Annotated in this window: 25 protein-coding genes and 1 pseudogene; 17 read left to right on the top strand and 9 right to left on the bottom strand. The window is 60.0% G+C overall.

The window, feature by feature from the left end:
- The 7 genes and pseudogenes from K675_RS31340 to K675_RS32520 form a co-directional block, all read left to right on the top strand.
- Positions 1–1,478, top strand: a pseudogene (locus tag K675_RS31340) (site-specific integrase); the annotation flags it as partial.
- 2 nt (positions 1,479–1,480) lie between these two features.
- Positions 1,481–2,104 carry a hypothetical protein gene (locus K675_RS0124340; RefSeq protein WP_051070767.1) on the top strand — a complete coding sequence of 208 codons (624 nt, stop codon included), beginning with the start codon at positions 1,481–1,483 and terminating at the stop codon, positions 2,102–2,104.
- A 109-nt stretch (positions 2,105–2,213) separates the two neighbouring features.
- Positions 2,214–2,585: a hypothetical protein gene (locus K675_RS0124350; RefSeq protein ID WP_017906078.1), complete on the top strand. Its 372-nt coding sequence runs from the start codon at positions 2,214–2,216 to the stop codon at positions 2,583–2,585.
- A gap of 95 nt (positions 2,586–2,680) precedes the next feature.
- Positions 2,681–4,687 (top strand): hypothetical protein, encoded by a 2,007-nt coding sequence (locus tag K675_RS0124355; protein WP_017906079.1) that lies wholly within the window; start codon positions 2,681–2,683, stop codon positions 4,685–4,687.
- 164 nt (positions 4,688–4,851) lie between these two features.
- A complete protein-coding gene (locus K675_RS0124360; protein ID WP_017906080.1) occupies positions 4,852–6,570 on the top strand; it encodes an ATP-dependent nuclease in 1,719 nt (572 codons plus the stop codon).
- Positions 6,557–7,945: a UvrD-helicase domain-containing protein gene (locus K675_RS0124365; protein WP_017906081.1), complete on the top strand. Its 1,389-nt coding sequence runs from the start codon at positions 6,557–6,559 to the stop codon at positions 7,943–7,945. The genes K675_RS0124360 and K675_RS0124365 overlap by 14 nt, the downstream gene beginning before the upstream one ends.
- A gap of 41 nt (positions 7,946–7,986) precedes the next feature.
- Positions 7,987–8,358 carry a 4-fold beta flower protein gene (locus K675_RS32520; RefSeq protein ID WP_080635394.1) on the top strand — a complete coding sequence of 124 codons (372 nt, stop codon included), beginning with the start codon at positions 7,987–7,989 and terminating at the stop codon, positions 8,356–8,358.
- 437 nt (positions 8,359–8,795) lie between these two features.
- Here K675_RS32520 and K675_RS0124375 read toward each other — a convergent pair whose 3' ends face one another.
- From K675_RS0124375 to K675_RS0124400, 6 genes are all read right to left on the bottom strand, one after another.
- Positions 8,796–10,070, bottom strand: a complete 1,275-nt coding sequence (locus tag K675_RS0124375; protein ID WP_017906083.1) for a GGDEF domain-containing protein — start codon at positions 10,068–10,070, stop codon at positions 8,796–8,798.
- Between the two features lie 198 nt (positions 10,071–10,268).
- On the bottom strand, positions 10,269–11,426 hold the full coding sequence (locus K675_RS0124380) for a phospholipase D-like domain-containing protein (protein ID WP_017906084.1): 1,158 nt from the start codon (positions 11,424–11,426) through the stop codon (positions 10,269–10,271).
- Positions 11,427–11,428: 2 nt separating this feature from the next.
- Entirely contained in the window at positions 11,429–12,007 is a 579-nt protein-coding gene (locus K675_RS0124385) for a YceI family protein (RefSeq protein WP_017906085.1), read from the bottom strand.
- Positions 12,008–12,070: 63 nt separating this feature from the next.
- Positions 12,071–12,400, bottom strand: coding sequence for a hypothetical protein (locus K675_RS0124390; protein WP_017906086.1), 330 nt, complete (start codon positions 12,398–12,400; stop codon positions 12,071–12,073).
- Positions 12,397–13,497: a serine hydrolase domain-containing protein gene (locus K675_RS0124395; RefSeq protein WP_017906087.1), complete on the bottom strand. Its 1,101-nt coding sequence runs from the start codon at positions 13,495–13,497 to the stop codon at positions 12,397–12,399. The genes K675_RS0124390 and K675_RS0124395 overlap by 4 nt, the downstream gene beginning before the upstream one ends.
- Before the next feature lie 60 nt (positions 13,498–13,557).
- Complete coding sequence (locus tag K675_RS0124400; protein WP_017906088.1) at positions 13,558–14,436, bottom strand: acyl-CoA dehydrogenase family protein; 879 nt, start codon at positions 14,434–14,436, stop codon at positions 13,558–13,560.
- Positions 14,437–14,565: 129 nt separating this feature from the next.
- On the opposite strand from K675_RS0124400, the gene olsB reads away from it, so the two are divergent.
- Both olsB and K675_RS0124410 read left to right on the top strand, forming a co-directional pair.
- Positions 14,566–15,321 (top strand): L-ornithine N(alpha)-acyltransferase, encoded by a 756-nt coding sequence (gene olsB, locus K675_RS0124405; RefSeq protein WP_017906089.1) that lies wholly within the window; start codon positions 14,566–14,568, stop codon positions 15,319–15,321.
- Positions 15,321–16,127: a lysophospholipid acyltransferase family protein gene (locus K675_RS0124410; RefSeq protein WP_017906090.1), complete on the top strand. Its 807-nt coding sequence runs from the start codon at positions 15,321–15,323 to the stop codon at positions 16,125–16,127. Before olsB ends, K675_RS0124410 begins: the two co-directional genes overlap by 1 nt.
- A 101-nt stretch (positions 16,128–16,228) precedes the next feature.
- Here the strand turns inward: K675_RS0124410 and K675_RS0124415 are convergent, their stop codons facing one another.
- On the bottom strand, positions 16,229–16,816 hold the full coding sequence (locus K675_RS0124415) for an ACP phosphodiesterase (protein ID WP_017906091.1): 588 nt from the start codon (positions 16,814–16,816) through the stop codon (positions 16,229–16,231).
- A gap of 156 nt (positions 16,817–16,972) precedes the next feature.
- On the opposite strand from K675_RS0124415, the gene K675_RS0124420 reads away from it, so the two are divergent.
- From K675_RS0124420 to K675_RS31905, 7 genes are all read left to right on the top strand, one after another.
- On the top strand, positions 16,973–17,275 hold the full coding sequence (locus K675_RS0124420; RefSeq protein WP_017906092.1) for an ArsR/SmtB family transcription factor: 303 nt from the start codon (positions 16,973–16,975) through the stop codon (positions 17,273–17,275).
- Between the two features lie 14 nt (positions 17,276–17,289).
- Positions 17,290–18,456, top strand: a complete 1,167-nt coding sequence (locus K675_RS0124425) for an MFS transporter (RefSeq protein ID WP_017906093.1) — start codon at positions 17,290–17,292, stop codon at positions 18,454–18,456.
- Between the two features lie 20 nt (positions 18,457–18,476).
- A complete protein-coding gene (locus K675_RS0124430) occupies positions 18,477–19,526 on the top strand; it encodes an alkene reductase (protein ID WP_017906094.1) in 1,050 nt (349 codons plus the stop codon).
- 232 nt (positions 19,527–19,758) lie between these two features.
- Positions 19,759–20,217 carry a hypothetical protein gene (locus K675_RS0124435; RefSeq protein ID WP_017906095.1) on the top strand — a complete coding sequence of 153 codons (459 nt, stop codon included), beginning with the start codon at positions 19,759–19,761 and terminating at the stop codon, positions 20,215–20,217.
- A 272-nt stretch (positions 20,218–20,489) separates the two neighbouring features.
- The gene (locus K675_RS0124440) at positions 20,490–21,704 is read left to right on the top strand and encodes an ABC transporter permease (RefSeq protein ID WP_017906096.1); all 1,215 of its coding nucleotides are present in this window, start codon (positions 20,490–20,492) and stop codon (positions 21,702–21,704) included.
- A 58-nt stretch (positions 21,705–21,762) separates the two neighbouring features.
- Positions 21,763–22,203, top strand: coding sequence for a hypothetical protein (locus K675_RS33180; RefSeq protein ID WP_157383985.1), 441 nt, complete (start codon positions 21,763–21,765; stop codon positions 22,201–22,203).
- A gap of 56 nt (positions 22,204–22,259) precedes the next feature.
- The gene (locus K675_RS31905; RefSeq protein WP_157383986.1) at positions 22,260–23,120 is read left to right on the top strand and encodes a hypothetical protein; all 861 of its coding nucleotides are present in this window, start codon (positions 22,260–22,262) and stop codon (positions 23,118–23,120) included.
- A 15-nt stretch (positions 23,121–23,135) separates the two neighbouring features.
- On the opposite strand, the gene K675_RS0124450 is transcribed toward K675_RS31905, so the two are convergent.
- Positions 23,136–24,023 carry a DMT family transporter gene (locus tag K675_RS0124450; RefSeq protein ID WP_017906098.1) on the bottom strand — a complete coding sequence of 296 codons (888 nt, stop codon included), beginning with the start codon at positions 24,021–24,023 and terminating at the stop codon, positions 23,136–23,138.
- Positions 24,024–24,186: 163 nt separating this feature from the next.
- Positions 24,187–24,819 carry an efflux system transcriptional repressor EmhR gene (emhR, locus tag K675_RS0124455; protein WP_017906099.1) on the bottom strand — a complete coding sequence of 211 codons (633 nt, stop codon included), beginning with the start codon at positions 24,817–24,819 and terminating at the stop codon, positions 24,187–24,189.
- Between the two features lie 245 nt (positions 24,820–25,064).
- Between emhR and K675_RS0124460 the strand changes: the two genes are divergently transcribed.
- Positions 25,065–26,077 (top strand): efflux RND transporter periplasmic adaptor subunit (locus K675_RS0124460; protein WP_017906100.1); only part of this gene is annotated, 1,013 nt, incomplete at its 3' end.

Genomic DNA, 26,077 nt, shown 5'->3' on the forward strand with positions numbered 1-26,077 from the left:
TTGACAAATATTTCGATAACTCTTTGAGGGACAGCTTGAGCAGCTGCATGCTCTATGTTAACACGGACAAAAGCGGTAATAGCCGGCCCGTGACCCTTCCTTATAAGGTCATGGACGTTCTGTTGAAAGAGCGCCATTTCCAGAAAAAAAATTACGGTAAAAAGTACACGGGCGTCTACTACGAAAACGATGCCAATAACGCCAAAAAATACGGCCAGATCCACCCCCTTTTTCGGAGTCCGTGGCACGATGACGGCGCACCGTTTTCCAACACCTCCTACGGCGTCAAGTGGACGCTAATTCTTCGGGGATTTCAGGACATATACAACAATTTTGTAGCTCCTGAAAATCGCCATGACTTTGTAGAGCAGGCAGCGAATGGGGACTGGTCGGCAGTACATACTCCACACGCATTGCGTGCGACCTGGATTACTCACCGTCGTATTTATGCCTTCCTTGATTACTCCATCATCGGTGGGCAAGTCGGCCATGCCCAGATGTACACGACCGCTCATTATGTAGTGCCGACGCGGCAAGAAGCCCTCGCCATGGTCGAATCCGCCAACAAAGCGGTGTCTGCGCAGGCATTTGCTGCTCTGACCGGCAGACCTCCCAGCCCGTCATCGCCTGAATCTGCGTTGGTCAAAGGCTGGCAAGAGCACCGCGAAGATACAGTGCGCGAACAGCACCTGATTTCAGTAATCCCAGGCATTCTGGACATTGAGGAGACGGGCCTAGATTTGATCGCTAGCACCAAAACTCAGCGCGTAAAGTTTCTGGACACCTGCATTTGTGCGCTAGACGGTGATTGCCCTAAGAAACTGATGAATTTCACAAGGAAAGCTCGCACGTGTGGTATCTGCCCTTATGCAATATTCGGCATCGACCACCTACCCGGTCTGAACGCGAAAATTCGCGACCTAGCCAACCGTACTGACCATCTTAAACCAAGGCTTCAGCAATTACACAAACATCAACCACAATCGCCCAACACCGAGATAGTCTACGAAGAACTTTCGCTGAGCTCGGTGGAACTGGCCGGGTACCGTCAAGTCGTACAGATCCTTGAGAAAAACTGGCGAGAAGAGAAGTTCCCGAAAGGATATATCACTCGTCATCGCGACCTTGCCAATGCTGTACGTCACAGCGTTGATATGGGCGATCCGAAACAGCGCGTTCTCTCAATGGTGTTAGACATGTCCCAGTTTCCTGCCTTTGCGTCAGAGCACTACCCGCTAATTCTTCAAGAGATGGCACGTAACCCCGAGTTATTGAAAATAGTCAACCAACCAGTCGACGAAAGGGAGCCCTACATTGGCCAAATTCTTTCAATTATGCAGGGCACTGGTCTTTCATTCAAAGATATTGCTGCGTACGGCCTGAGCTACCCGTCTGCTCTCTCGCCTCAAGACCAAGCTTCGATGGCGATGGTGCTCACTGAGATGGCCAAGCGAACTCGTGAGGCTGTGCCGAACTGACTATGACAAAAAATCCCACCAAAGCAGTGCGAGGAGTAGCGCCCGAAATAGTGAAGGCGCGACGCGGCGCCGCGCAACTCAATGCGACCCTTGCTCGGATCGATGCTGCCTTGGAGGTGCTTAAGAAGAATGGTGACATCTTCGAAAATATCAGCCAGTTAGCAAAGGCAGTAGCCCGCATTTGCGGCATAGATCGCAGCTTGCTGTTAAAACGCGGGAAAACATACAGGCAGTGTTTGGAACGCTATCCGGAATTGCTGGGTGATGGGAGCCCCCCTCCTACCCCTTACAACATCGAAATCGATCCAATGCATCCGGTCATGATCCGAAATGCGCAGCTGGAAGAGGAGAACGCCAAGCTTCGCAACATCGTAGATGACCTGTCGAAAATTACTGTCAGGGCTGCACCGTCTCACGGGGTTGCCGTCAAGGCCAGCGCACCTGAGTACCAACGCGAATATGAAGTGACCTGCCAGCTCGTAGACAGAATCATCAATCACAGGCCGGGCATTCAAATCACCGACGACACCCTGACCGACTTCGCAGATGTCAGCGGGATTCCGATGCCAGTTGCGGATTCCAAGCTCACCGCCCCCTACCTCAAATGGAAAAATACCCGTGCTTAAGTTGAATGATGGTTGTATCGGTGGCGCTGATGCTGAAGACGATGCTGGGGTTACTACTGGCACGGGGGTTGATGTCCAAGGAGGCACACCCCTTGAGGTATTGCGCGTCATGAAGCCGCAATTGGAGTCAGCCAGGAAGCTGCGCCTGGTGGTTTTGGAGGTCATTGAGTCAGGTAAAGGCGTGCCTATGCGAGCTGGCAAGATAAACCTCGCATGGCTTGCCGGAACGGTTGGTCTTACCCGGCAAGTGTTCTATCCAGGGCGCGGTGGGGAGGAGCTTTCTCAGATTGCTGATCTCTTGCTGGAGCACGTGCGATCCCAGCCCTCCACCAAGCCCCGCACGCAATACGACAAATCGCTGGCCAGTTTGCGGACGGAGATCCAGTTGCTCCGAACCAAGCTGCGGGACGCTGAGCGTGCCCTCCAGTGCGCGGCCTTCCGAGAGGAGATCATTAGATCAGGGAAGATCCTCACGTTCTGACCAGGCTCCTGTCGGGCCCCCCAGGGCGCCGATTAGTTTGCATCTTTGTGGCCCTTTTTTTCTTCTAACCTTTTCTAACCAGTGGTGCATAGCCAATGGCAAAGCATTATTTCGTCCGGAAATTCACGCTGACACTGAGCGGTGAACGGCAATTCCATCTCCTATCGCTGACCACTGGGAACACCTTCAAGGCGAAGCTTGACCCATCGCTGATATCGAAACCACTGTTCCCAGGAATGACCTATCTCGCGTCGGTTGTTAAGCGTGGAAGAGGATTGGTAATTGCCTCGGTTTCTGAGGTTTCCTCAGATGCCTCCAGCGCTGGTGTGGAATTCGATGAGTGCAAGGCGTTGGCAGGATTCGTTAGCACTCAAGGTGCGCTCCCCCTTTTCGCTGCGCCTTATGGTCTTGGGAACTTGTTGGTCGAAACTGGCTTGGCCGAGCGGCGCCGCGTCCGGCAACTGCTTGATCATGAGAGTCGGTTCATCTTGGGGAAGCATCTTGGCGATGCCCAGACGGCGCAGATGCAGTTTGCGTGGCAGGAATACCTGGCCTCCCAGAAGGCAGTGTCCGGAATCATGCGCCTAGGAATTTCTCAGACCGCTGCTGAGCGGATGGTGACATGCCTGCAGGTAGACGCTGACGCCATCCTGGCCAACCCCCTCATAGCATTGCCGTTTCTTGAGGCCGATGTTACTTCAGCGGTGCTTTCCGGCTCTGAGTTGAATCCGGGATTGAGGCATGCTCTGGCGCTGCTGCAGTACCTGGAAGCACAGTCCCAGGCGGGCAATACCGTCGTGGAGGTCGGGTCTATTTGTGCAGGTAGTGATGTTGACGATTGCGAGGCTGTGAGGTGTTTCGGGGTAGGTGGTGGGTTGGATGATGTGCTTGAGGCATCGCGCGAGTGTGAGCGGCATGGCTGGGTTGTGGTGACGGAGGGGCTGATTCAGCTTCGAAGCAACTACTGCTTGCAGAGCGCTGTGCGAGACCAACTGACTAGGATCTGCGGCCCGTTCCACCCAGTGTACAGCGAGCGCGAGATTGAACACGCTTTCAGCCGGTTGAGCGCATTCACTCCCGATCTTTTCGCCCACGACATGTTCGACGAAGTTTCCTTGGCTCTGAACTCGCGGGTGGTAATGGTGCGATATGACGAAGCTAGTGCCGCTATTGAATTCACCCAGCAGTACCGCGCTGTCTATGAGCTCCTGACGAATACTGTTCCAACATCAGTCACAGCCGCCAAAGCCAGGTGTGCAGCGTATGAGGATGAATTGGGTGTCGCCCATGTCCCGTTTTACGAGATCATCGACGGCGTTCACGAACAGGCGATCATTGTCCAGCAGTTTAATCAGTTGCCCTTGTTCGAGATTTTTCAGTTGCTGGCTGGACTAGAAAACGTCGTAAACCTGGTTCTGCTGGTTGATGCCACCCTGCCGTCTAATGCCGCTGTTGAGCAGATGGCTCGCTACTTCACAACGGTAGATGTCCGTGTGCGTCAGCAGGGTGCTTTGCCCATCCAGCAATGCTTTCGAGAGCTCTCTATTATTGAGGCGCGGATTGATGCAGAGGATGTTCAGCGTATTGCAGTGGTGTGTGATTGCCCCGCGATCTCGCTGCTGCTCAACAGGCGGTACAGCTCGATTCCAGCAGAAACCAAGGTGCCCAAGAAGGGAGACTTGATTCGGCTGTCTCCACGTGGCCTGCGGCGCCAGGATGACGCCTTGATTCGCGTAGTGAGCGTTAAGCCGGGCGAGCTCTTTGTTCTGCAATCGCAGATGTATCGGACGATCATAGCTGACGAGTTTGCAGGGTATTCGTGGGCTGCAGGCTTTGCGTTGAGTCCGAACGAGGCGGCTGGGGTCGCGCTACCTCCGGTGCTGGTGTTCACCTCTGCTCAAGCCGGTTCTGATGAATTCAGCTCTGGGGTGTGGGGCTCCGGCGACCATGGCTCTGGTGGGGAAATGAAGGGGATGGCCTTAGTCAGAAACCTGCAGGCGCAGGGGGTTCGCGTGATTGAACACTGCGTGTATGAGATCGAGGGGTTTCCGAGGGTTGCGGGCGTTGGGACTTTGCAGCGGATTGTGCCGTTGGTTGAATGATGATTGTCGGGCAGCCTGTCTTCGAAGAACAGACCAAGGCGCGACTAAGCTCGTTTATCGTATCCACAGGGCTCAGACCGACTCAGAAAAACAATAGGCCAAACATTGAGTTATGTTTGAGCTCAGCTAACCTTGATCGCATTAGGCCACTTCTCGGGTGATGGATGCGCGTTGAGCAGTTGACTGTGAAAAATTTCAGGGGCATCAAGCATCTCGAATGGAAGCTGATGGGACAGTCCATTTGTTGCCTGATCGGTGTGGGTGATAGCGCGAAAACTACCGTGCTGGACGCGGTGGAGGCTGCGTTATCGCCAAGGTGGATGACTTTCAACGAGGCCGACTTCCACCACGCGAACACCGCTCATGAGATCGAGGTGGAAGTCACGATCGGCGAACTGTCTCGCACCTTGCTCTCTGATGGTCGCTTCGGCCTGTATCTTCGAGGTCTATCCCATACTGGCGAGCTCAACGATGAACCTGATGACGGGGATACCCCAGTCCTGACAGTCAGGCTTTCAGTCGACGCGACTATGGAGCCCGTGTGGTCTCTGGTATGTGATCGCTATCCAGTTCCCAGAATACTTTCGAACAGGGACAGGGCAATGTTCTGCCTTGTCCGATTAGCCGGTGACGAGGCAAGGCACCTGACTTGGGCACAAGGCTCCGTTCTGTCCAAGATGACAGAGGCCAACGAAGAAACCGCGCAGATGCTGGCTCATGCTTATCGTACTGCTCGCCAGAGTGCCGACCTTGGCTCGATTCCAGAATTAGCCAAAGCTGCGGCCTCTGCGGAAACAGCTGCCCGCTCACTCGGCGCCTACATCAACCAGACTTATGGCCCCGATCTTGAGCTTGGACGAGGTGGATTCAACTCCAGCTCAATCGCGTTGCACGACGGCTCCGTACCATTGCGGCTAGCAGGCCTCGGAACCAGGCGCCTGGCGACATTGGCTGTCCAACGTTCAGCCATCAACGAGGGAGCTATTGTTCTCGTTGATGAACTTGAGCAAGGCCTTGAGCCACATCGCGTCCTTGGAGCGATGGCACAGCTGAAAAAATGGCAACACGAGGCAGAGAAGGCGCATCTAGCTAAAGGTCAAATTCTTATGACCACCCACTCCGATGTCGTCTTGGCTGAGCTGCCCCCACCATCTCTGTTCATTGTCTCACGCTCCCCCGAGGCGGTCGCAGACATCAAGCATGCCTTGGCAAGCGGAGATGTTTCCAGAGTTTTGAAGGGTGCTCCACGCGCTCTGTTTGCACGAAGGATTTTGCTCTGTGAAGGAGCAACAGAACTGGGGATGATGCTTGGGTTGAGGGAGCACTATCCCGACAGACACGACGGCGTTCCAATCGAGCAACTCGGCGCGGCCATTATTGATGGAGGGGGATCAGCCGGCCCGCCCTTGGCACTCGCGCTCCGGGCGCTCGGGTATGAAGTGGGTTTGTTCAGAGATTCAGATCGAAGACTGGACGCCCACTTTGCTGCCAAATTACAAGCTCAAGGGGTGCGTGTCATCGAGTACGGTGGGGGTCTGAACACGGAGCGAGCTGTATTCCAATCAGCGACTGATACCCAAATTGACGGCCTGCTCGACTTGGTGGCTGGCTTCATCAGCGAGCCTACATTAGTAGATCACTTAGAAAAGGCCTTCGAAGGCCTCCACGTCCACTCCAGTTTTTGTGATTGGGATCTGGTTGGTGTCTGTCCAAACCTTCGGCTACGCCTAAGCGATCTAGCCGCCGAAAAAAGCTGGTTCAAAAATGCTGAACGCGGTCGCGCTATATCCGCTCTCGTGATGCAAATTACGGACAACACACATATTTCACCCATAGGCATATGCCTCCGCAGCGTAGAGAGCTGGCTTTATGGTGACACCTGAGTCCATTCTCACGCTCAGCCGTCGGGCCGTCGTGGCTCCAGCAGGCCATGGGAAAACGGAGCTGATCGCCAAGGCGGCTGCCCTAGGGCGCCGAACCTTGGTACTGACCCACACGCATGCAGGCGTACATGCAATCCGGGCTCGCCTTCAGCGAATGCACGTGCCTAGCGACAAGGTTGTCGTAGACACAATCGCGTCATGGGCTCGTCAGTACGTCCAGGCGTTCCCCGGTCGTTCAGGAAGACCTGCACTGCATCCCAACAAGCCAAATTGGGATGACGTGTACCTTGGTGCGGCTTCGATCCTGCAAAGCCCTGTCGTCCAGGAGGTCATCAAGGCTTCCTACGACCGAGTTCTGATTGACGAATATCAAGATTGCGAGCAGTACCAGCATTTGATTGCCTGCTGGCTCTCCTGCATCGTTCCGACCGTAATTTTCGGCGATCCTATGCAGGGTATTTTTGAGTTTGTCGATACCAAAATCGGCTGGAACGACTCTGTCGCCACTTACTTCTCTCAGGCTTATGAACTTCAAACGCCCCACCGCTGGGCGTCAGCGAATATGGAACTGGGTATGTGGATTGCGGAAACTCGGCAGAAGCTGATGACGGGGATGCCTATCGATCTACGAGACGGGCCTATCAACTACATCCAGAGCAATAACGCATTTGATATGTCCCTGTTCTTTGATGAGTTCAACTCCAGAACCGGATCGACAGCAGCAATCAACTGCTGGAGAAACACCTGCAACGAGCTGGCTAAAAGCACACGAGGCGCCTTTCAATCAATTGAAGAAATAGCCGCCAAACGTTTGATGGATTTCGCAGAAGTCTGGGATGTATCGGCGAGCAACCCCCAGGCACGCGCCGATGGCTTGAGATCACTAATTGACGATGCGATAACTCGTACACCAGCCGGGCCTGAGCACCCATCCGATGCCATCCTCGATATCGAAATATATGCCGCGTGGGCAAAACTGTCGATTAATGGTTCAGCCGAAGGTGCATTAGAGGTATTGAAACTGGAGCGGAGTCACCCTCTGTCGAGAACATTTCGAGGGGAGCTTATAGGTGACACTAGGCGGGCATTGAGTGAAATGGCGGATGGCAGGTATCAGAGCCTTGCTGCTGCGTCGGAAGTAGTGAGGCAACGCCTAAGCAGGACAGGAAGAGCACCGGTAGCTAGGACAATTTCAACTCCGTTGCTGCTGAAAGGTTTGGAGTTCGACCACGTGCTGATTCCTGACGCGATGCACTATGTTAAGCAAAAAACGGCAGCAGCCAAAGCCTTCTACGTTGCGATTTCCAGGGCCAGGCACACCCTCACAATTTCTAGTAAAACTCCCATTTTAGAATTCGCTCTGCCGAATCTTTAGCGGATAAAACCACTGTCACAACTTATATACAGGAGAATCATATGGAAGAAACACTCTATGATGGTCGCGGTCGTCCAGTGGCTTACATTTCCGATGACAACGAGATGTCTATTTATCTTTGGTCAGGACATGCTGTGGCATATGTTGTTGATGAAAACCTCTACGGGTGGAACGGTCAACACATTGGCTGGTTCGTTGGTGGAGTACTTTACAACCGACAGGGGCAACGCGTGGGTTCAGTTGGAGCCCAATGTCCTTGCGTAACGTATGTTGAACCTGTGAAGTATGTCAAATTTGCTCAGTATGCCAAATATGCTCGCTACGCTGCTTACGCTCGATCAGCCCTAAGTAACAGTTACAGCCAGGAATCATTTGAAGATTTTCTTAAGAGCGGGGCTATTGGGCGAGTGTAGGGCAATCAGAATTACATCTCATGTCTGTGGGCTGAGTTCTGGAGCACCGTCACGAACGACTGCAGCCATCCACCCGCTAAGGCAAAGACGCTTTCGGTAGCGCACCAGGGATCGGTATGAGGGGCAGCCTGCTCGTCGAACGAAGCTCTTATCACCTGCTGATGGAGCCCAAACAGAGGTGGGGGGAACGGTGCACCTTGGTGCACCGTGGATATACAGGTGCCTGAGCCACATTTACGGGGTTTCATGGGCTGATCACACCTACACACATACACGCTTCGGGGCGGAAAAATCCAATAAAAGTTCGATTCCCTCTACCCGCTCCAGATCGCAACAGGTCCGACGTTGCCCGCAGTGACGACGAAGACATGAAGACCGGCCCCGGAGGCCGGTTTTTTATGCCTGAAACACGCCCGCCAGCCGGTCGAGGAATGCGCTCAGTGCACCCTCGCCCCCCGCTTCATCCCGTACATCGCCTCGTCCGCATGCTTGAACAACTGCTGCGCCTCCTCGCCGTTCTCCGGGTAAAGGGCAATACCGACACTGGGCATGATGCTCAGCTCGCACTCGTCCCAGACCATCGGTTCGTTGAGCAGGCGACGGATCTTGTCGGCGACCTGCGCCGCCGTGTCCCCCAGGTGCAACTGCTCCAGCAGGATGACGAACTCATCGCCGCCGATCCGCGCGACGGTGTCGGTTTCACGCACGCACTGCTGCAATCTGCGCGCGACTTCCTGTAACAGCAGGTCGCCGACCGCATGACCGAAGTTGTCGTTGACCAGCTTGAACTTGTCCAGGTCGACATACAGCAGCGCCAACCGCCCCTGTTCCCGACGGGCCCTGCCCAAAGCGGCCTTGAGGCGCTCCTGCAGGAACCCGCGGTTGGGCAAATGGGTCAGTTGGTCGTAACGCGCCATGTACTGCAGGCGCGCATGCAACTGCTTGCGCTCGATGGCCGCGGCCACCTGGGCCGAAACGAACTGCAGCAGGTCCTGGTCGTGCCCGGTATAGCGTTCGCCACCCGAACTCTTGGCCAGCAGCGCGCCGATGATGCCGTTCTGCGAAGACAGCGGCACCCCCAGGCAGGGTGCCTCGGCTTCGTTGTGCAGCAGTGGCTGGCCGCTGCGCACGATCTGTGCACAGTGGCCGTCGACATTGCCGGGCGCACGCCGGTCATCCATATGATAGGGAAAACTCAACTGGTCCCGGGCACCGTCGTACAGCGCCACGCAGAAACCCTGCGCCGGCAGCCATTCACCGACGATCTGGTGCACCCGCTGGAACAGCGCCAGCAGGTCTTCGGTCGCGTGAGCGGCCTCGGAAATCGCGTAGAGTGCAGCCTGCTTGGCTTCGGCCAGCTTGAGTGCGGTGATATCCCGGGCGACGGCGATGCGCAACTGATCGACCTCGGACCAGCGGGCCGACCACATGATATGGACCACCTGGCCGTCCTTGCGCACGTAGCGGTTCTCAAAATGCGGCTTGGGCTCACCGGCCATGATCTGCGCGGCGGCATTGCGGGTCCGCTCACGGTCGGCGGGCAGGACCAGCTCGATCATCGATGTACCGACCAGTTCTTCCGCGGTGTAGCCGAAAATCCGCTCGCAGGCCGCACTGACAAAAACGAAGCGTCCCTCGACATCGACGGCGCAGACGGCATCGAGCAGCAGGTCGAAGAAGCTGGAGACGGATGTGACAGTTCTACTTTCCATCAGGAAGACATCGCTAGAAGAATTGAGCGTCAGCCTCTATCCCTTGGAAACCACAGCGTCCTGCCCCCGACTATCGATCAGGATAGCGTATGGCGCGCCCCCGCCAAGAAAACCGGGAGAATCAGTCCCGTTCCATCGCCGGTTGGCTGGAGTCTATCCCAAGGTCGCCCCGAGGCAATACCCTCGAATGCGGATGAATCAGCTCCGCCGGTCCAGTACGTTCGCCACCAGACGGTCAACCCACCCCCAGATCCGTTGCTTGACCCGACGCCACAGCGGCCGCTTCTTCCAGTCAGCGAGGCTGACCGGCTGGCTGAGTTCGAAGTCGGCGACGAAACTGGCCGTCACCGCTGCGGTCAAGGCCGGGTCAAGAGCCTCGAGATTGGCTTCCAGGTTGAACCGCAGGTTCCAGTGATCAAAATTGCAGGAACCGATGCTCACCCAGTCGTCGACCATTACCATCTTCAGGTGCAGGAAGCAGGGCTGGTACTCGAAGATCCGTACCCCTGCCCGGAGCAGGCGTGGATAGTAGCGATGACCGGCATAACGCACCGAGGGATGATCGGTACGCGGCCCCGTCAACAGCAACCGCACGTCCACCCCACGCTGGGCGGCCCGGCGCAGCGAGCGTCGAACCTTCCAGGTCGGCAGGAAGTATGGGGTCGCCAGCCAGATCCGCTGCTTGCCGCTGTTCAGTGCACGCACCAGCGATTGCAGGATATCGCGATGTTGCCGGGCGTCGGCATAGGCCACCCGGCCCAGGCCCTGCCCGGCAGGCGGCAACCTCGGCAGGCGCGGCAAGCCGAAATGGGCAACCGGCCTCCAGGCTGCGCGCTGTTCGTTGGCCAGCCATTGGCGATCGAACAACAACTGCCAGTCGAGGACCAGCGGCCCGCTGATCCGCACCATGACTTCGTGCCATTCGAAGCCGTCGTCACTGGGGGTCCAGAACTCATCGGTGACACCGGTACCGCCGACCACCGCCAGCGCACTGTCCACCAGCAGCAGTTTGCGGTGATCGCGATACAGGTTGCGCATCCCGCGGCGCCAGTGCAGGCGGTTGTAGAAGCGCAGTTCGACGCCGGCCTCGACCAGCCGTCGGCGCAGGCCGAGGGTGAAAGCGAGGCTGCCATAGTCATCGAACAGGCAGCGCACCCGTACCCCGCGCTCGGCGGCCTGGACCAGCGCCTGGACCATGGCCTCGGCGCACTCGCCGGCCTCGACCAGATAGAGTTCCAGCTCGACCCGGGACTCGGCCCTGGCGATCGCCACCAGCATGCGCGGAAAAAACGCCGGCCCGTCGATCAACAGCTCGAAGGCATTGTCGCTGCGCCAGGGAAAGACCGCGCCGGACATGTTCAGCGCGCCGAAAAAATCAGCACCGCACCCACCGGCACCGAGAGGCTGATGGCCGACAGGCCGGCGAGCTTGCGCAGTTCCGCCAGCCCGGGCAGCAGGCCGAAGTCCTCGGCATGCACCACCAGCGGCTCCAGGGTCACGACCTGGAAGCGCCGGTCATCGAGGCGCGTCGCCAGCAGTTCGGCGTTGTAGCTGTGCTCCTTGCCATGCAGGCGCACCACCAGCGGCAGACGCAACTCCAACTGAGCACCGGGAGCCAGGTCGTTGATCGGCTGGACGTTGATCTGCGCGGTAACCTGCGCCTCGGGATACTGCCGGATATCGAACAGCTCGCGCCGCAGACGCTCATCGCGCAGGGGAATACCGGTGCTCACCGACTCCAGTTCGACATCGAGGGTGGCCACACCCTGGCGATCGACCTTGCCGTGCAGGGTCAGGAAACGGTGGACTTCAGAGATGTCGGCATTCCTGGTACTGACGAACGAGAGGCGCGAGGACTCGTTGTCCAGGTACCAGTTGGCCTGGGCCGGCAAGGCCAGCGCCCCAAGCAGGGCCAGAAAAAGGCGGGACCGATGCATGCAAGCTCCTGATTGAACGTAGGCGCCACCTTACCCGGCCACGCTGGCGCGAGCAAACGTCACTCAGGGTTGCAACCGGCAGCCTTCGCGTTCGCCCAGCCAGACTGCCGTGGCCTGCCGTCCAAGCCCCTCGACACTGACCCGGCGCTGACGCGGATCATCGAGCAGGCGGCTGATCGGCAGCGACTGCTTCACATAACCCTCGCAGTAGTCGGCGGAATTGTTCATCACATAACGGCAGGAACAGTACTCCTTGGCGGTATAGGCACTGATGATCCGCGGAAAGGCGCGCAGGGCCACCCGCTCCTGCCAGATCCAGCCCAGCAGTGCCAGCAGCGACAGCGCCAGCAGGCTGAGGAACGGACGACGACGCACGAAACCGGCGATCTTCATGGCTGCGCGCTCGACCCGAAGGCCGCCATGGCCAGCCTGAGCAGTTCATTGTGTCGATAGCTGCCATCGCGGTCATCGCCATAACGCACGATCACCAGGCCGGCACTGGGAATGACATACAGTGCCTGCCCCCAGTGCCCGAGGGCGGCGAACGTGTCGGGAGGCGCATCCGGCCAGGGCTTGCGCGCGCCATCGAGCGCGCGGTTGAGCCACCACTGGCCACCGCCCACCGCCTCATCCTGCCCGGCTTCGTAGCCGGAAAACGCCCGCCGGTTGAACTCGACCCAGGCTGTAGGCAGCAACTGCCGGTCCTGCCAGCGCCCGTCGCGCTCCATCAGCAGGCCGATGCGGGCCAGGTCGCGGGCCGTCAGGTAGGCATAGGATGAAGCGACGAAGGTACCGCTGCCGTCGCGCTCCCAGACCGCCCCCCGGATGCCCAGCGGGTCGAACAGCGCGGTCCAGGGATAGTCCGGGTAGCGCTGGGCCCCGACGATCCCGCGCAGGGCCGCCGCCAGGACATTGCTGTCGCCACTGGAATAACGGAAGGAACGACCCGGCACCGCGTATTCACCCTGCCGGGCGGTATAGCCGGCCATGTCGGCATGACCGCGGGTGTACAACATCGCCACGACCGAGGAGTTCAGCGGGGCATACTCATAGTCCTCCTGCCAATCGATGCCGGACGACCAGTTCAACAGATGCTCCAGGGTGACCTTGGGGTGTGCCTGGAACGCGGGGTAGAAGCGCGCCACCGGATCGTGCAACTGGAACAGGCCTTCACCATAGGCAACACCCAGGACCGTGGCCATGATGCTCTTGCTGATCGACCAGGTCAGGTGCGGCGTATCGACACGAGTCGGCCCGGCATAACGCTCGTAGATGATCTGCCCCTGCCGGATCACCAGCAGGGCATCGGTGCGCACGCCTTTGCCGGTACGGTCATCCCGTGCCGGGAAGGCATAGGCCTGCAGCGCCTCGACAGCAGGGCCCTCGACCTGCGGACCTTGCGGCCACTGGGCACCCGGCCAACTCTCGGCGCGGGCGATGGCGGTGACAAGCAGCAGGCAAACCGCAAGAAAGATCGAACCCCTGGACATTGGGCGAGCTCGGAAAAATAGCTTTTGAAGCAGTCTAGCGAAGCTTCATGACAGTTCTGCTCACTCGCGCGCGAGCGCCTTCGCCAGACGCCTGGCGCGGGCACCAGCAGCGATGTCCAGCACACCGCGATCGCGCCGCCACATGTCCCGCCAGGTCGCCGGCCCCGCCGCGAAGGCCTCATCCAGTTCACTCCTGAGCCCGTCGAACTGGGCGAACAGCCCACCGAGCACGATATGCCCCGCCATTGCAGCGGGGTTCTGCCGGCTGGCTTCGGACAACCCGGCCAACAGACCGAGCAGGCGCAGTTGCAAGGCTTGCGGCCAATCGCTGTGCTGGCCGACGCCCAGCAGCCAGGCGGTCAGCGCACTGAGAACATAGATATCCTCCAGAGTACGGAACGGCTTGACGTAGGCATCCCAGCCATCGCCGGCCAGCCGCTCGCAGGCCGCCTGGTCGAAATGTACCCGGCCGTGACGGATATCCGGCATCAGCGGCAGAGGGGGCAGGCTTTCCAGGCGGATACCGGGTTCGCCGGGATAAACGATCACCAGGCTAAGGCGCGGCGGCTCGCCCGCTTCTTCACTGCGCGCGGCCACCAGCAGCCAGTCGGCGGCATGGCCGGCGGTGACGAAATCCTTGCGACCGCACAGTCGCAAGCCATCGAGGCGCGTCTGCATGTCGGCCGGGCGCAGGCTGTTCTGCTCGGTGGCGCACAACGCGCCGAGACTGGCCGGCGCGCTGGGCCAGAGCATGCGCAATGCGGCCTGGTATCCCACCAGGAACGCCAGGCCCGGCGTGGCCATGACGTGACCGCCACGCACCGCCAGTTCGAAGGGCGTCACCGTACCCAGGGTGTCGAGCAACTGCGCATAGCCTTCCGCCAGGTCGGACGGTACGGGCTGGCGTTGCGGCGGATCGAGCAGAAAGGACCAAGGCATGGCGGGCTCCTGGGGGCTGTCATATAAGCATCACCAAAGCTTCATGGCGATGACACCGGGGCTACATAGCCTGACTTTGCACAACAAAGTCGACTGGCCGCAACCCTGGCCGGCAACCGGAGACGCGTCATGACTCAGATCGCCCGCATCAGCGACACCGGCAATGAACGCCGCCTGCAAGCCGAACGCCTGTTGGGCGCCGCGGCCTTGCAAGAAGCCCAGGCCTTGCGCTTCAACGTTTTCAGCGGCGAATTCAATGCCAGGCTGAAAGGCGCCGAGCTCGGCCTGGACATGGATGATTATGATGTGCACTGCAGCCACATTGGCGTGCGCGACCTGAACAGCGGCCGCCTGGTGGCGACCACCCGGCTGCTCGACCACAAGGCCGCCAGCACCCTGGGGCGTTTCTACAGTGAAGAGGAATTCAGCCTGCATGGCCTCGGCCACCTGCAAGGCCCGATCCTGGAAATCGGCCGCACCTGCGTCGACCCGGCCTACCGTAACGGCGGCACCATCGCCGTGCTCTGGGGCGAACTGGCCGAAGTGCTCAACGAAGGCGGCTACAGCTACCTGATGGGTTGCGCCAGCATCCCGATGCAGGATGGCGGCGTCCAGGCCCAGGCGATCATGCAGCGCCTGCGCGAACGCTACCTGAGCACCGAGCACCTGCGTGCCGAACCGAAGAAGCCGCTGCCGAGCCTGGACATCCCCGGCAACGTCATCGCCGAAATGCCACCGCTGCTCAAGGCCTACATGCGCCTGGGCGCGAAGATCTGTGGCGAACCGTGCTGGGACGAAGACTTCCAGGTCGCCGACGTGTTCATCCTGCTCAAGCGCGACGAGCTGTGCCCGCGTTACGCCCGGCACTTCAAGGCGGCCGTGTAATGAGTCGGCCGCGGGTGTATGGGCGGATCGCCCGGGTACTGCTGGTGGTGGCGCTCGGCTTGGGCATGGCCAGCGTGTTCGGTGTCTTCGAACGCCTGGGGATCGCCCATTCGATGGCACGCCGCCAGAGCTGGTCGCGGTTTTTCATGGCCCGCCTGAGCAATGCCCTGCCCTTTCGCGTGACGGTGCGCGGCAAGCTGCCGACGCAACCGATGCTGTGGATCAGCAACCACGTGTCCTGGACCGATATCGCCCTGCTCGGCGCGCTGACACCGCTGTCCTTCCTGTCCAAGGCCGAAGTCCGTACCTGGCCGGTGGCGGGTTGGCTGGCGGCAAAGGCCGGCAGCCTGTTCATCCGCCGTGGCTCGGGCGACAGCCAGTTGGTGCGCAAGCAGATGACCCGGCACCTGGAACAGGCCTACCCATTACTGATGTTCCCGGAAGGCACCACCACCGATGGTCGTTCCTTGCGCACCTTTCATGGTCGTCTGCTGTCGGCGGCCATCGATGCGGACGTGGCGCTGCAACCGGTGGCGATCCGTTACACCCGGGATGGGCAGGCGGACACGCTGGCACCGTTCATTGGCGACGATGACCTGCTGTCACACCTGATGCGCCTGTTCTCCAACGACCAGGGCGATGTCGAAATCCAGCTGCTGCAGCCGATCCCGTGCAATGGCCAGGAACGTGCGGCCCTGGCGTTCCAGGCCCAGCAGGCGGTACAGATGGCGCTGTTCGGCGAGGCAGCCGAAGTGAAGCGTCCGGCGCCACGCCCCGTGGCCACCGGCGAGGCGGAAGCCGCCTGACTGTTTGACGCCGTCGAAGACGTTTTCGCTGGCGTGACACCCGCCGTCCCGAGAACGCTGATCAACCTGTAGGAGCCGGCGGTGCGGCGATCCGCCTGCGCCTACAGGATCGTGTCGATCCGACGCTCCCGCGCAAAGACCTGCAACTGCGGATAGAACAGTCGGAAATCCTCGCTCAACGGCTCGTACAACGACTCCAGCTCCCCCATGGCATGGGCCATTTCCTCCGGTCGCGACAGGCGCCGGGCAATCCCCAGGAACGCCCGCTCCAGCGATTCGAAGCGCCGGTAGGAACCCAGCCAATCACCCGCCGCCATGTGTGGCGCGACCTCTGCCAGGCGTTCGGGCAGGTTGGGCTCATCCGCCAGCACGCGGTAGACCCCGGCAGTAAAACTGTCCAGCGGCCCCTCGGCATACAGGGCCCAGTCCCGTGCCAGGCAGTGGTCGAAGAAGATGTCCAGGACGATACCGGCAAACCGCCGGCGGGTCCGTTCGAAGCGCGATAGCGCCTGGCCCACCAGCGGATGGCTGTCGGTGAACACATCGATCTGGCGATGCAACTGGATAGCCGCCTCGATCGAAGGCGTGAATTGCCCTTCCACCCGACCTTTGACGAAGTCGCCATAGAGGCTGCCGAGCAGTTGTTCCGGGTGGTGCCCACCCAGGTGAAGATGCGCGAGATAGTTCATGCCCGCCAGCTTAACACCTTGCGACCCCATATCGTTACAACCCGATATAGCGATTTATTCGGTATCCAGAGCAAAATCATATTTGTATATCGCGAAATACCGATTTATATTTCGTTCCATCGCGATATATCGTTTTATCACCCCTGAGACACCGCCATGACCATCGACCTCGACGAAATAATAAAAGCGCTGGCACACCCAGTACGCCGAGACATCCTCCACTGGCTGAAAGATCCGAAAGCCCAGTTCCCCGACCAGTTGCACAACCACGAGTACGGCATCTGTGCCGGACAGATCGACCAGCGCTGCGGCCTGTCGCAGTCGACCGTGTCGGCACACCTGGCGACGCTGCAACGGGCCGGCCTGATCAGCAGCCAGAAGGCCGGCCAGTGGCACTTCTTCAAACGCAACGAGGAAACCATCCAGGAATTCCTCCGCATCATGAGCCAAGAGCTCTAACAGGATCGCAGACAATGCCCCTCTCGCTACTCATCCTCGCCCTGAGCGCCTTTGCCATCGGCACCACCGAGTTCGTCATCATGGGCCTGCTGCCCGATGTGGCGACCGACCTCGGCGTGTCGATCCCCGGCGCCGGCTGGCTGGTGACCGGCTACGCCCTGGGCGTGGCGATCGGCGCGCCGTTCATGGCCATGGCCACCTCGCGCCTGCCACGCAAGGCGGCCCTGGTGGTGCTGATGGGCATCTTTATCATCGGCAACCTGCTCTGCGCCGTCGCCAGCGGCTACAACGTGCTGATGCTGGCGCGGATCATCACCGCCCTGTGCCATGGCGCCTTCTTCGGCATCGGCTCGGTCGTCGCGGCCAACCTGGTGGCGCCGGACAAGCGCGCCTCGGCCGTGGCCCTGATGTTCACCGGCCTGACCCTGGCCAACGTCCTTGGCGTCCCGCTGGGCACCGCCCTCGGCCAGCAGGCCGGCTGGCGCTCGACCTTCTGGGCGGTGACCGCCATCGGCGTAGTCGCGCTGATCGGCCTGATCCGCTTCCTGCCGGTGAAGCACGACGAGGAAAAACTCGACATGCGCGCCGAACTCGGCGCACTCAAGGGCGCCGGCCTTTGGCTGTCGCTGAGCATGACCGCGCTGTTCTCCGCCGCCGTGTTCGCCCTGTTCACCTACATCGCGCCGCTGCTCGGCGAAGTCACCGGCGTTTCGCCACGGGGCGTGACTTGGACCCTGGTGCTGATGGGCCTGGGCCTGACCGTCGGCAACATCCTCGGCGGCAAGCTGGCGGACCGCAACCTCGCCGTGACGCTGATCGGCGTGTTCATCGCCATGGCCGTGCTGGCGACCGTGCTGACCTGGAGCAGCGTGCTGCTCATCCCCGCCGAGATCACCCTGTTCCTCTGGGCCACGGCCTGCTTCGCCGCCGTCCCGGCGCTGCAGATCAACGTGGTGACCTACGGCCAGGCCGCCCCCAACCTGGTCTCGACCCTGAATATCGGCGCCTTCAACGTCGGCAATGCCTTCGGCGCCTGGGTCGGCGGCGGCGTCATCGCCCATGGCCTGGGCCTCACCAGCGTGCCCCTGGCCGCCGGCGCACTGGCGGTGCTCGCACTGCTGGTGACCCTGATCACCTTTCGCCAGAACGGCACCGCCGAGCTGGCCCCCGCCAGCCACTAATCATCAAGAGGGTTGTACACATGGCAACTATTTTCGATCCGATCAAACTGGGCGATCTCGAACTGCCGAACCGCATCATCATGGCGCCGCTGACCCGCTGCCGGGCCGATGAGGGCCGTGTGCCGAACGCGCTGATGGCCGAGTACTACGTACAACGCGCCTCTGCCGGGCTGATCCTCAGCGAGGCGACTTCGGTCACGCCGATGGGCGTCGGCTACCCCGATACCCCCGGCATCTGGTCCAACGACCAGGTCCGTGGCTGGACCAACGTGACCAAGGCCGTGCATGGCGCCGGTGGCCGGATCTTCCTGCAACTGTGGCACGTCGGGCGGATTTCCCACCCTTCGTACCTGAACGGCGAACTGCCGGTCGCGCCGAGCGCCATCCAGCCCAAGGGCCATGTGAGCCTGGTCCGCCCGCAAGCGGACTACCCGACCCCGCGAGCCCTGGAAACCGCCGAGATCGCCGACATCGTCGAGGCCTACCGCGTCGGCGCGGAGAACGCCAAGGCCGCGGGTTTCGATGGCGTGGAAGTCCATGCCGCCAACGGCTACCTGCTCGACCAGTTCCTGCAGAGCAGCACCAACCAGCGCACCGACCACTACGGCGGCTCCCTGGAAAACCGTGCCCGCCTGCTGCTGGAAGTGACCGATGCCGTAGTGGAAGTCTGGGGCGCCGGCCGTGTCGGCGTGCACCTGGCGCCACGGGCCGACGCCCACGACATGGGCGACGCCAACCTGGCGGAAACCTTCACCTATGTCGCCCGGGAACTGGGCAAGCGCGGCATCGCCTTCATCTGCTCGCGGGAGAAGGAAGCCGACGACAGCCTCGGCCCGCAACTGAAAGCGGCGTTCGGTGGCCCCTACATCGCCAACGAACGCTTCACCAAGGACAGCGCCAACGCCTGGCTGGCCGAGGGCAAGGCCGACGCGGTGGCCTTCGGCATCCCGTTCATCGCCAACCCGGACCTGCCGGCCCGCCTGAAGGCCGACGCCGAGCTGAATGCGCCGCATCCTGAAACCTTCTACGGCAAGGGCCCGGTCGGCTACATCGACTACCCGACCCTGTAAACGCAGAAACTTCAGCAGTACGTGCAGGCCCCGGTTCGAAAGAGTCGGGGCCTTTTCGTTGTAGCCGAATACCCCGACCTGAACATGGGAAAACACTCACAAAATAGCGAGTGGTTTACTCCAAGCATTTTTTGCATTGATCCCCATACTTGTCTGGCGCGCCCCAGGCACGGGACAGCGCGTGACGTCATGGACTGGCGCCACCATCCGGCCCCCACTAAAAGGACTTAACATGTACCTCAGCCAATTCCTGGGCGTAGCCCTATCCTGCGCAGCCCTCTGCGGCCTGCTCTCATTCGCCGCCTACGCCTCGGCCCCTCAAGCCCTCGCCACCCTCACCGTGGAGATCAGCAACGAATCGCCGCAACCGCTCGAACTGCTGGGAACCGGCCTGGACCTGCAGGGCGCCCCGGTCTCGAGCTTTTCGATTGCCAGCGGCGAGCGTCGGGAGCTGCACCTGGAGGGACAACGGGCCTGGTTCATTTACGGCTCGGGACCGCGCAAATGCCGGTTCGTCGCCCAGCATTCGCTGAAACAGCGCTTCACCGACTCGGAACACACCAGCTACCTGCCGATCTGGTCCCGCCAGGCCGAATCGATCGGCGAACGCACGGCCTCCTGCAAGGCGCGCCTGAGCAAGACCCTCAAGGCACCGCCCTACAGCTATAGCGTGAAATTCAGCATGGGCTGAGCCCCTTCGTCGGACCTGTCAGCGTCACTCAAAACGCTGTCAGCAATGGAAAAATCCTACACAACAAACGGAATCCATTCCTATTTAGTCTCCCTTCCAGCGGCCGATTCTTGAAGCATCTGCGCGATGCAGTGATCGGCCCGACGGGAGGACCGCAGCATGGTACCCAAGCCTCAGCGGCAAGCTGAATGGCTGCCCTGGCAACATCAGCACCAACCGCACATCGACTCTGCCGAAACGGTCGGCATGTGGCTGGCTGGGCGGGGAGTGGCATGACCTTCCCCGAGCACTATGGCCCGCTACCGAAACAGGTGCTGGCCGAGGCCATCGACAACCTGCGGCTGGCGGGTCGACGAGCCGGGCTCAGCCTGCTGGGGCTGGCTATCGGTAGCGGTTCGGTCATCGCCTTGTTGAACATCGGCAGCAGCGCGGAAGCCGAAGCCCTGCGCTCGTTCCAGTCCATGGGCACCGACATGCTGGTGGTGAGGCTTGCGCCCGATCGTAGAAGCACTCTCCCCCCTCCCGTGACCCTCGATCCGGATGTCTTGCGCCATGTCATCCCACAGCTGATCGATATCGCGCCCGTCAGCCTGCATTCGATCCGCTTCAGGAAATCGGCGATCGAGGTCGACGCCGCCCTGCTCGGCACCTCCGGCGAGCTGGCGAACGCGCTCGGCCTGAAGCTGCGATGGGGGCGTTTCCTGACGGTATTCGACCGCCGGCAAACATTCGCCGTGGTCGGCGCGCAGGTTGCGCAGCAACTGTCGGTGCGAGGCCGACCGCTGCAACCGGGTGACCGGCTGCCCATCGAGGGCTACCTGTTCAACGTCATAGGTATCGCCGCTGAGCAACCCGGCAACCCGTTGCTCCCCGTGGACATCGACCACTCGATAATGGTCCCCATGGAGGGGCTGCGACGCCTGTTCCCGGAACCCAGGATCGACAGCCTGATCATCCGGATCGCCGCGCAAGCCGATCCGGAACTGACGGCACAGTCCCTGAAGCACCGCCTGCCAGCGCTGCTCCAAGGTCAGAAAGCCGAGGTGCGAATTCCACGGCAGTTGCTCGACGGCCTGAAACGCCAGGCCGCGACCTTCTCCCGCTTGCTGGCCGGCCTGGGCGGCATCGTCCTGCTGGTATCGGGCGTCGGCGTCATGAACGTGATGCTGATGAACCTGGCCGAGCGACGCCGGGAGATCGGCCTGCGCCTGGCGCTCGGCGCGCGCCCTCGGGACATCCGCAATGCCTTCCTCTGCGAGACGCTGTGCCTGTCGCTACCCGGCGTCCTCCTCGGGGCGCTGCTGGGCAGCCTCGCCGCGCTGCTCTTCAGCCATTTCGCCGGTTGGCCCCTACGCCTGAGCCTGACGCCCCTGCTGCTCGGTACCGGCAGTTCCCTGTTGACCGGTGTGTTCTTCGGCCTGCATCCGGCCCTCAAGGCCTCCCGCCTGCAACCCATGGAAGCACTACGGGAGACTGCCTATGAGTAACTAATACCGGCATCACATTTAAAACCTAAATACCTACTCATTTTTCAGGAACATCATCATGAAAAAGATACTTTCGCTCGCCCTGATTTTGGCCAGCACTCAAACTTTCGCAGCGGATGCCAGTATCACCAAGTCGAAAAGGCCACCCAGTCTCTATAGCTATGCAGATACGGCAACATCCAGACATAGCCTACTACTCGCCGACTTCACTCATCCGATCAACGTCCAGATGAAGCTTAGAGGAATTCGCTGGAGCACGACGTTCTATCCTGATGCACCAAACGAAGAGGTAAAAATTTGCTATATCGATTCGCCTTCCAACATAGAAGGTGAATGCCACCCCATTACTCCAAACTCAACAGGAACTACCAGTTCCTTCAATCAAAAACGTTTTGGACATGGGGTAAGCGTTCATATCGCCCACATTTCCAAAGATCTGAAAAAAACTGCTCATCCTGCAGGAGAAGACAGCGTCACCTTTGAATACAGCTACCAGTAGCTGCTCCGCCAGCAAAAAAGCTGGCGGGGTCTCTATGAGCCAACAAGGTCAACAAGATGAAAATCACTCAAACAGACAACTCATATAACTATACTTCTCAACCAACCAAAGCCCCGCAAAAGACACCCGAAAAAAATGCCATAACCACCGCACCTCCATCAGTTTCAATTAGCGGCTACGCATTATTGATCACTCACATATACAACGGGGAACCCAACCCATGCTTTGAAACAAAGTTCGACACAGACAAGAGTGACAAATACTACCTGACTCAAGCCGACCGGGATCTATTGGCACGTATTTACGAATTCGCCCAGGAACAGGGGGCCTCCCCAAAACATGTCACATCCCTGGCCTGGGACCTGGCAGATTATCGTAAATATCAAAACGGGAGGATGATGGGCAATCTGAACAGTGGCCACATGTACGATAATGACGGACATCGACTGAGCTACAGCTTCGTTGCAAAAGACGCTGCAACAGCTGACAGAGTTCTCAAGGGTGAAGCCATAAAGGGCAGCCTCCTGGATCAAGACTTCATACGTTACACGACGGACCCCGGCCTTGGGACTCACCACTTCTCCGATTTCGACTTTCTGGAAAAAGTCATCACCCGCTTTTCCAGCACAGGCGATCCGGATGTGAAACTGCCGCCCCAATTCCAGAACTACGAGCGCAAAAAAGGCTACATCGAGCATAAGTCCAAGGAAATTCTCAACCCAACGGTACTGGAACGCATGGCCAAAAAGCAGCAGGCCTCCACCGCCGAGAACAGCACCACACCCTCCACCGCACCCGACACAAAAACCACCGAAACCCTGAAAGACGTCTGGCACAGAGCCCTACTGCAGATGATGCGCAAGGGCGGCTGGCAATCGTCGCTGGCCACATTCCTCAGTGGCAATCGCAACCACTGACGGCCGCACCTGGGGTCAACCGCGCCTGCGCTGCCCCCAGGCCACCAGCAGTCCGCTCAGGCAGATCACGGCAATGCCGATCACCGCAAACACGTCCGGCATGTGGTCGAAGACCAGGTAGCCATACATGCCGGCGAAGAGAATCTGCCCATAGCTGAACGGCGCCAGCATCGCCGGTGGCGCATGCCGGAACGCCTGGGTCAGCAACAGGTGACCGAGCATGCCGCAGGTGCCCAGGCCGATCATGAACAACCCATGGACCAGGGTCGGCGCGCTCCAGAAGAACGGCAGCATCGCGGTCATGATCAGGCTGTTGAGGATGCCGGTGAGGAAGTTGCTGGTGGTCGGGCTGTCGATGCCGCTGAGCATGCGGGTCAGCAACTGGTAGAAACCGAAGCACAACGCCGAGCACAGTGGCAGCAGAATCGCCGGGGTGAACAGCGCGCTGCCCGGGCGAATGATGATGAGCACCCCGACGAAACCGGCGATGACCGCCGCCCACTGACCGCGGCTGACCCGTTCACCCAACAGCGGCACCGACAGGGCCGTCACCAGCAGCGGCGCGAGGAAGTTGACCGAAGTGGCTTCCGCCAGGGGGATATAGCGCAGGCCGGTAGTGAACAGCAGGCTGGTACCGATCAGGCACAACGCACGCAACAGTTGCAGGCCGGGACGCCTCGTGCGAACCACCGCCGAGAACCCGGCACGGGGCACGAACACCACCAGCATCAGCAGGGTGTGGACCACATAACGGGCCCACACCACCATCACGATCGGATAGAACCCCGACAGGTACTTGGACAACGCGTCGTGGCTGGCGAACAGCAGTACCGCTCCACAGATCAGCGCGATGCCCTTGAGCGGCTGCTCGGAGCCCTTGTGCAGCAGGTTGGGTACATTCATTCACAGGCTCGCAACAAATTCACTACAAAATACTTAGCACACTAACTACCAAGATGCAGCGCGGAGGTATATAAATGTTGCCCCCCTGTCGAGGCACGCGCCGTCAGGCCGATGTGATTGGCATAGGATACTGACACAACTAGACTCAATTACGCATGTTGACTCAATTGTGCAGGCTGGGGCTCAGGCGCAGCATGTCCAACCCCGTATCGACCCAGCGCTCGGCATCCTTGTTCAGATCGAAGCTGTCCGGCGCCAACAGCCATTGATAGAGGATGCCATCGACCCAGGCATGGAGGCTGATGGCCGCGCGGGCCGTATCGAGATGCTCGGGAAGCTGTCCTCGATTCACCGCATTGCGCAAGGCCAGTTCGATGTGGGCGTTGCAGTCCAGGCTGACGGCACGGCGCTGGCGGCGCAGGTCACACATTTCATCGGTGAACTCGCACTTATGAAACAGAATTTCATTAATGCGTCGGACCTTTGGGTCAAGAGCAATCTGCTGAAACAAATGGATCAGCAGTTGGCGCATGCAACCCAGCGGATCGGGTTCGTCCTGATCCTCGCTGGCCTTGGCCATTTCGTCCAGCGGCTCGCGCAGCGAATCGAGCATCGCCTGCACCAGGTCGGCCTTGTTGCTGAAATGCCAGTAGATGGCACCGCGCGTGACACCCGCCAGGGTCGCGATATCGGCCAGGGTGGTCCGCGCCACACCGCGCTCATAGAACGCCTTTTCGGCAGCTTCAAGGATCTGCCTACGGGTTTCCTGAGCTTCTTCTTTGGTACGACGAACCATGGCAGTAAGACCTCGATCAGGGTGCCGCGGACTCCCCCTGGGTTTAATCCGGGCTTAATGACGGGAGGCGATTTTTGTGCCTTTTCCCGAAATGAATTCCATGCTTTGTAACGACTTTGGGCAAAAGTTCAAGCCTTTACAAACAAACGTGAATGTAAGTATATTCATTAGCAACCTATTAATCCAGCCAGCTCACCCTTCCACCCTTCTTGTGCGCCTCCCGCGCGCCTGACCCGAGGATCTTCATGCAACTCAAGCCAGCTGTTACCGCTCTGGTCACCGCCGTCGCCCTGGCATCGCTGCTCAGCGGATGCAATAAAAAGGAAGAGACCGCTCCGGCGGCCGCCCCCGCCCCTCAGGTCGGCGTCGTGACCCTGCAAGCCCAACCGTTCACCCTGACTTCCGAGCTGCCCGGCCGCACCACGGCCTATCGCATCGCCGAAGTCCGTCCACAGGTCAACGGCATCATCCTCAAGCGCCTGTTCAAGGAAGGCGGCGACGTCAAGGCCGGCCAGCAGCTCTACCAGATCGATCCATCGGTCTATGAGGCGACGCTGAAAAGCGCCGAGGCGAACCTGCAGTCGACCAAGTCGATCGCCGACCGCTACAAGCAGTTGGTGAACGAACAGGCGGTCAGCCGCCAGGAATACGACACGGCCGTGGCCAACCGCCTGCAGTCGGAAGCGAACCTGCAGAGCGCGCAGATCAACGTGCGCTACACCAAGGTGCTCGCGCCGCTGTCCGGCCGCATCGGCCGTTCCTCGGTGACCGAAGGCGCGCTGGTCAGCACCGGCCAGACCGATGCCATGGCGACGATCACCCAGCTCGACCCGATCTACGTCGACATCACGCAGTCCACCGCCGACCTGCTGAAGCTGCGGCGCGAACTGCAAAGCGGCCGCCTGCAGAAGGCCGGCGACAACGCGGCCATGGTCAAGCTGACCCTGGAAGACGGCAGCACCTACGCCCAGTCGGGCAAGCTGGAGTTCTCGGAAGTCACCGTGGATGAAACCACCGGCTCCGTGACCCTGCGCGCGGTGTTCCCGAACCCTGACCACTCGCTGCTGCCCGGCATGTTCGTCCATGCCCAATTGCAGTCCGGGGTGAACAGCGCGGCGATTCTCGTGCCGCAACAGGGCGTGACCCGTGACCTCAAGGGCACCCCGACCGCACTGGTGGTCGGCCCGGACAACAAGGTCGAGCTGCGTCAGCTCAAGGCCAGCCGTACCCAGGGCAGCCAGTGGCTGGGCGAGGACGG

This window comes from Pseudomonas fuscovaginae SE-1, assembly GCF_000364705.1.
Classification (GTDB): domain Bacteria; phylum Pseudomonadota; class Gammaproteobacteria; order Pseudomonadales; family Pseudomonadaceae; genus Aquipseudomonas; species Aquipseudomonas fuscovaginae_A.

Bases quoted from the DNA above. Each gene is read 5' to 3' on its own strand.
- K675_RS0124340 (WP_051070767.1), top strand. From the start codon at position 1,481: ATGACAAAAAATCCCACCAAAGCAGTGCGAGGAGTAGCGCCCGAAATA.
- K675_RS0124350 (WP_017906078.1), top strand. From the start codon at position 2,214: ATGAAGCCGCAATTGGAGTCAGCCAGGAAGCTGCGCCTGGTGGTTTTG.
- K675_RS0124355 (WP_017906079.1), top strand. From the start codon at position 2,681: ATGGCAAAGCATTATTTCGTCCGGAAATTCACGCTGACACTGAGCGGT.
- K675_RS0124360 (WP_017906080.1), top strand. From the start codon at position 4,852: ATGCGCGTTGAGCAGTTGACTGTGAAAAATTTCAGGGGCATCAAGCAT.
- K675_RS0124365 (WP_017906081.1), top strand. From the start codon at position 6,557: ATGGTGACACCTGAGTCCATTCTCACGCTCAGCCGTCGGGCCGTCGTG.
- K675_RS32520 (WP_080635394.1), top strand. From the start codon at position 7,987: ATGGAAGAAACACTCTATGATGGTCGCGGTCGTCCAGTGGCTTACATT.
- K675_RS0124375 (WP_017906083.1), bottom strand. From the start codon at position 10,070: ATGGAAAGTAGAACTGTCACATCCGTCTCCAGCTTCTTCGACCTGCTG.
- K675_RS0124380 (WP_017906084.1), bottom strand. From the start codon at position 11,426: ATGTCCGGCGCGGTCTTTCCCTGGCGCAGCGACAATGCCTTCGAGCTG.
- K675_RS0124385 (WP_017906085.1), bottom strand. From the start codon at position 12,007: ATGCATCGGTCCCGCCTTTTTCTGGCCCTGCTTGGGGCGCTGGCCTTG.
- K675_RS0124390 (WP_017906086.1), bottom strand. From the start codon at position 12,400: ATGAAGATCGCCGGTTTCGTGCGTCGTCGTCCGTTCCTCAGCCTGCTG.
- K675_RS0124395 (WP_017906087.1), bottom strand. From the start codon at position 13,497: ATGTCCAGGGGTTCGATCTTTCTTGCGGTTTGCCTGCTGCTTGTCACC.
- K675_RS0124400 (WP_017906088.1), bottom strand. From the start codon at position 14,436: ATGCCTTGGTCCTTTCTGCTCGATCCGCCGCAACGCCAGCCCGTACCG.
- olsB (WP_017906089.1), top strand. From the start codon at position 14,566: ATGACTCAGATCGCCCGCATCAGCGACACCGGCAATGAACGCCGCCTG.
- K675_RS0124410 (WP_017906090.1), top strand. From the start codon at position 15,321: ATGAGTCGGCCGCGGGTGTATGGGCGGATCGCCCGGGTACTGCTGGTG.
- K675_RS0124415 (WP_017906091.1), bottom strand. From the start codon at position 16,816: ATGAACTATCTCGCGCATCTTCACCTGGGTGGGCACCACCCGGAACAA.
- K675_RS0124420 (WP_017906092.1), top strand. From the start codon at position 16,973: ATGACCATCGACCTCGACGAAATAATAAAAGCGCTGGCACACCCAGTA.
- K675_RS0124425 (WP_017906093.1), top strand. From the start codon at position 17,290: ATGCCCCTCTCGCTACTCATCCTCGCCCTGAGCGCCTTTGCCATCGGC.
- K675_RS0124430 (WP_017906094.1), top strand. From the start codon at position 18,477: ATGGCAACTATTTTCGATCCGATCAAACTGGGCGATCTCGAACTGCCG.
- K675_RS0124435 (WP_017906095.1), top strand. From the start codon at position 19,759: ATGTACCTCAGCCAATTCCTGGGCGTAGCCCTATCCTGCGCAGCCCTC.
- K675_RS0124440 (WP_017906096.1), top strand. From the start codon at position 20,490: ATGACCTTCCCCGAGCACTATGGCCCGCTACCGAAACAGGTGCTGGCC.
- K675_RS33180 (WP_157383985.1), top strand. From the start codon at position 21,763: ATGAAAAAGATACTTTCGCTCGCCCTGATTTTGGCCAGCACTCAAACT.
- K675_RS31905 (WP_157383986.1), top strand. From the start codon at position 22,260: ATGAAAATCACTCAAACAGACAACTCATATAACTATACTTCTCAACCA.
- K675_RS0124450 (WP_017906098.1), bottom strand. From the start codon at position 24,023: ATGAATGTACCCAACCTGCTGCACAAGGGCTCCGAGCAGCCGCTCAAG.
- emhR (WP_017906099.1), bottom strand. From the start codon at position 24,819: ATGGTTCGTCGTACCAAAGAAGAAGCTCAGGAAACCCGTAGGCAGATC.